General features: G+C 73.3%; 4 protein-coding genes. 2 read left to right on the plus strand and 2 right to left on the minus strand.

Annotated features, from left to right (window positions below):
• Positions 1 to 55: 55 nt before the first annotated feature.
• Together AB0O91_RS41120 and AB0O91_RS41125 are read right to left on the minus strand one after the other, a co-directional pair.
• Positions 56 to 286 carry a ferredoxin gene (locus AB0O91_RS41120; RefSeq protein ID WP_363444670.1) on the minus strand — a complete coding sequence of 77 codons (231 nt, stop codon included), beginning with the start codon at positions 284 to 286 and terminating at the stop codon, positions 56 to 58.
• Between the two features lie 6 nt (positions 287 to 292).
• On the minus strand, positions 293 to 1,489 hold the full coding sequence (locus AB0O91_RS41125; RefSeq protein WP_363444673.1) for a cytochrome P450: 1,197 nt from the start codon (positions 1,487 to 1,489) through the stop codon (positions 293 to 295).
• 305 nt (positions 1,490 to 1,794) lie between these two features.
• Between AB0O91_RS41125 and AB0O91_RS41130 the strand changes: the two genes are divergently transcribed.
• Positions 1,795 to 2,805: a methyltransferase gene (locus AB0O91_RS41130; RefSeq protein WP_363444676.1), complete on the plus strand. Its 1,011-nt coding sequence runs from the start codon at positions 1,795 to 1,797 to the stop codon at positions 2,803 to 2,805.
• 53 nt (positions 2,806 to 2,858) lie between these two features.
• Complete coding sequence (locus AB0O91_RS41135; RefSeq protein WP_363444679.1) at positions 2,859 to 3,905, plus strand: methyltransferase; 1,047 nt, start codon at positions 2,859 to 2,861, stop codon at positions 3,903 to 3,905.
• Positions 3,906 to 3,961 lie beyond the last annotated feature (56 nt).

The following is a 3,961-nucleotide window of genomic DNA, read 5'->3' on the forward strand; positions in this document are numbered from 1 at the left end:
GGCGGGACCGTTCGACGGTCCCGCCCCACGCGTCTGCCCGTACCCCCGGCGCCGGTCACTCCAGCGGTTCCTCCGGCGGCACCCCCTCGCCCTCCAGCGTGATCGACCGCGTCGGACAGCCGCGCCTGGCCCGCAGCAGCTCGCGGCTCAGCTCCGCGGGCGGCTCCGGGTCGAGCACCACGACCCGCCCCTCGGCGTCCTGGTCGAAGACCTGCGGCAGCCGGTACACGCACAGGCTGCTGGTCACACACGTCGAACTGTCCGCGCCCACCCGTATCCCGGCCACCCGCCGTCACCAGCTCACGGGGATCTCGGCGTACCCGGCCAGGAACCCGCCGACCGGGCGCACCAGCTCCGCACCGGGGATGCTCAGGCGCAGGCCGGGGAAGCGGCGCAGCAGGCCGTCCGTGGCCTCCTGCAGCTCCATCCGGGCCAGCGCGGCGCCCGCGCAGAAGTGGATCCCGGCGCCGAAGGTCATGTGGTGGTTGTCCTGGCGCCGGATGTCGAGCGTGCCGGCGTCCTTGAAGACCTCCTCGTCCATGTTGGACTCCACCGAGAGCAGCACCGTCGAGCCCTTGGGGATCACCGTGCCGTCCAGCAGGTCGATGTCGTCCAGGGCGTAGCGCAGCGAGCCCAGCGAGGTGCCCATGATCTGGTAGCGGAGGAGCTCCTCCACCGCCGACGGGACCAGGTCGAGGTCGGCCTTCAACTCGTCGGCGACGGCCGGGCGGTGCAGCAGCACGGCCATCCCGGTGCCGATCTGCGAGGCGGTGGTGACGTAGCCCGCGATCAGCAGCGTCTTCACCCAGTGCTGGAGCTGGTAGTCGGTCAGCCGCTCCGGGTCCTCCGCGCTGATCGTGATCAGCTCGCTGATCAGGTCGTCGCCCGGGTCGGCCTTCTTCGCGGCGATCAGCTCGCTCAGGTACTCCCAGTACTGGATCCGGCAGCGCTCCACCTCGTCGTCCGGCAGGGCGCTCACCGAGAGGTAACCGTCGATCAGGGCACGGAACTTGGCCCGGTCCTGCGGCGGCACCCCGAGCATGTGGCAGATCACCAGGATCGGCAGCGGGAAGGCGAAGGCCTCCATCAGCTCGGCCTGGTCGCCGGCGGCCTCCATCGCGTCCAGCAGCTCGGCGGTGATCTGCCGCACCACCGGCCGCAGCGCCTCCAGCCGGCGGGCGCTGAAGGCGCGCATGACCACGCTGCGCTCGATCAGGTAGCGCGGCGGGTCGTTGTCGATCTCCGGGTCGCCGAACAGGTCGTTGTTGGCCGAGATCCTGGAAGCCGGGTAGCGGGCCGTGTTGCGGCTCAACCGCTCGTCGGCGAACAGGCGTCGGACGTCCTTGTAGCGGGTGACCAGCAGCGCGGGGTCACCGCTGGGGAGGGTGATCGCCAGCAGCGGGCCCTCGCGCATCGTCCGCCAATCGGCCGGAATGTCCGGCTCGGGGGCCCACGGGAAGGGGTAGCTGACCGGGCTGTTCGAACTCACCTGGCACCTCTCTCGTCTGCACGGCAGGACTGCGCCGCCCACTGTCGGCACCGGCGCTGGGGCCGGGCTCGACGCCCGGTGGAGCCCGCCGCGCACCGGCGCGCGGAACCGCCGGCGGCCGCCCCCGGCCCCGGCCCGGCCCCGGCCCGCCGGTCGGCCCGCCCGGGCGGCGGACCCGGCCGGTCGGCCACGCTCCAGCGATCCTCCATCCGGCGCTGCGACATTCGGGCCGCCTGCCCGCAGGAAGGCGGGCACGGGCACCACCGAGGCAGCCACCACCCGGACACGAAATGGGAGACCCGGTCATGACAGCAACCGCCCCGGACGTCGGCACCGCGGCCGGCCTCCTCCGGCTCGGCAACCGGTTCTGCGACGCCAAGGCCCTGCTCACCGCCGTACGGCTGGACCTCTTCGCCGTCCTGGACGAAGGACCGGCCTCCGCCGACCAGGTGCGCGACCGGCTCGGGCTGCACGGGCGCGGGCTGTCCGACTTCCTCGGGCTGCTCACCGCGCTGGGCCTGCTGGTGCGCGACGGCGACGGCCGCTACCGCAACGCCGAGGGCGCCGACCGCCACCTGGTGCCCGGGCGCCCCGACGCGGTCGGCGGCTTCCTCCAGGGCGCCGACATCAACATCTACCCGGTCTACGGCAACCTCACCGAGGCGCTGCGCACCGGGCGGCCGCAGGCCGACGGCGACTTCACCGGGCTGCTCGAGGACCCGGAGGCGCTGGGCCACTTCGTACGGATGATGGACGGGCTGACCCAGGGGCTCGGCCGGCCGCTGATCGACGCGCTGGCCGGCACCGAGTACCGCTCGCTGGTCGACGTCGGCGGCTGCCGGGGCCACCTGCTGGGCCAGCTGATGGCCGCCCGGCCGGGCCTGGAGGCGCACCTGTTCGACCTGCCGCAGCTGGAGCCGTTCTTCCACGAGCACCTGGCCGAACTCGGCCGCAGCGGCCAGGGCACCTTCCACCCCGGGGACTTCTTCCGGGACGAGCTGCCATCGGCCGACGTCCTGGTCTACGGCCACGTCCTGCACGACTGGGACCCGGGGCAGCGCCAGGAGCTGCTGGCCAAGGCGTTCCGGGCGGTCAACCCGGGCGGCAGCCTGCTGGTCTACGACCGGATGCTCGGCGAGCAGCGCGACGACATCGAGAACCTGGTCGCCAGCCTGAACATGCTGCTGGTCACCGAGGGCGGCGCCGAGTACACCGTCGCCGAGATCACCGCGCAGGCGCGGCTCGCCGGCTTCGGCACCGTGACCCACCAGCCGCTGGCCGACTACGACACGCTCGTGATCTGCCGCAAGGACTGACCGAACCGGCCGGCCCGCACCGCGCGGGCCGCCTCATTCCAAGGGAGTGCCTCATGAGCGGTTCCACCCCCGAACAGCCCGCGCCGGCAGCCTACCTGCCCCTGCTGTTCGGCTTCGCCCTCAACCAGATCGCCGGCGTCACCTCCCGGCTCGGCGTGCCCGACCTGCTCGGCGAGAAGGCGCTGACGGCCGAGGAGCTGGCCACCGGGACCGGGGCGCACCCCGGCTTCCTGCTGCGCCTGCTGCGCGCCGCCACCGCCGCCGGGCTGCTGACCCAGGACGCGGAGGGACGGTTCGCGCTGACCCCCCTCGGCGGCATGTACCGCACCGACTCGCCGGTGCAGGCCGCGCCGCTGGACGCGATGCACGCCGCCCCGGCCGTCTGGCAGGCCTGGGGCGCGCTGGAGCAGTCGGTCCGGACCGGGCAGCCCGCCTTCGAGCTGGTGCACGGCACCGGCCTGTTCGACCACCTCAAGGGCGCCCCGGAGCTGGCCGCCGTCTTCCACTCCGCGATGGCGGCCGGCAGCGCCGTCCAACTGCCCGCGATCACCAAGGGGTTCGACTTCAGCCGGTTCGCGCACGTGACCGACGTGGGCGGCGGCAACGGCACCCACCTGGCGGCGATCCTGGCCGCCAACCCGCACCTGCGCGGCACCGTCTTCGACACCGCCAACGGCATCCTGGAGGCGCCCGAGGTGCTGGCCGCCGCCGGGGTGGCGGACCGCTGCACGACCGAGGCCGGCTCCTTCTTCGAGCACGTGCCGGCCGGTGCCGACGCCTACCTGCTGAAGAACATCCTGCACGACTGGAACGACGACGAGAACCGGCGGATCCTCGACAACTGCCGTACCGCGATGGGCCCGAACGGCCGGGTGGTGGTCTTCACCTCGGTGCTCTCCGAGGGGCGTCCGGACCAGGACCCGGTCGAGGCGCTGGGCGCGGCCGTCTTCGACATCGAGATGATGGTCGTCACCACCGGTCGGGAGCGCACCCTCACCGAGTTCGAGCACCTCTTCGCCGCCGCCGGCCTGCGGCTCGCCCAGGTCACCCCGCTGCCCTGCCCGTTCCTGTACTACGCGCTGGAGGCCGTACCGGCCTGAGCCACCCCCCGCCGTCGTGGCGAAGGCCCCGGGCACCGCATTCCTGCGGGCCTGCG

This window comes from Kitasatospora sp. NPDC089797, assembly GCF_040684795.1.
Lineage (GTDB): Bacteria > Actinomycetota > Actinomycetes > Streptomycetales > Streptomycetaceae > Kitasatospora.

Coding starts and splice junctions, on each gene's coding strand:
- AB0O91_RS41130 (WP_363444676.1), top strand. CDS start 1,795: ATGACAGCAACCGCCCCGGACGTCGGCACCGCGGCCGGCCTCCTCCGG.
- AB0O91_RS41135 (WP_363444679.1), top strand. CDS start 2,859: ATGAGCGGTTCCACCCCCGAACAGCCCGCGCCGGCAGCCTACCTGCCC.